Here is a 293-nt window from a genome sequence, read left to right on the forward strand (position 1 = left end):
TGCTCAAGCACAAGCTGCTGCAAGCCATGAAAGAGTCCGATGACAAGCAGCCCATCAGCGGCATCATTCAGCTCGATGATGTCTACTGGGGTGGCGAGCGCCGTGGTGGCAAACGGGGTCGGGGCGCGGCAGGCAAGACGCCGTTTATGGCAGCAGTGGCCCTGAACAAGGAAGGACATCCAATCAAGATGCGGATGACGGTGGTCGATGGTTTCAAAACCAAGTCCGTTGCTGATTGGGCAAAACGGCATATTGCCAGTGGTAGCGCGGTGATATCCGATGGATTGGCCTGT

The 293-nt window shown here is 56.7% G+C and carries 1 protein-coding gene; it reads left to right on the plus strand.

Features of this window, described 5'->3' with window-relative positions; all coding sequences use genetic code 11:
- Window positions 1-293, plus strand: a 293-nt coding sequence (locus tag J9889_RS20600; RefSeq protein ID WP_210557926.1) for an IS1595 family transposase, incomplete at both ends; no start/stop codon positions are given.

Origin of the sequence: Aeromonas sp. PrichA-15, from assembly GCF_017939245.1 — a bacterium.
Lineage (GTDB): Bacteria > Pseudomonadota > Gammaproteobacteria > Enterobacterales > Aeromonadaceae > Aeromonas > Aeromonas caviae.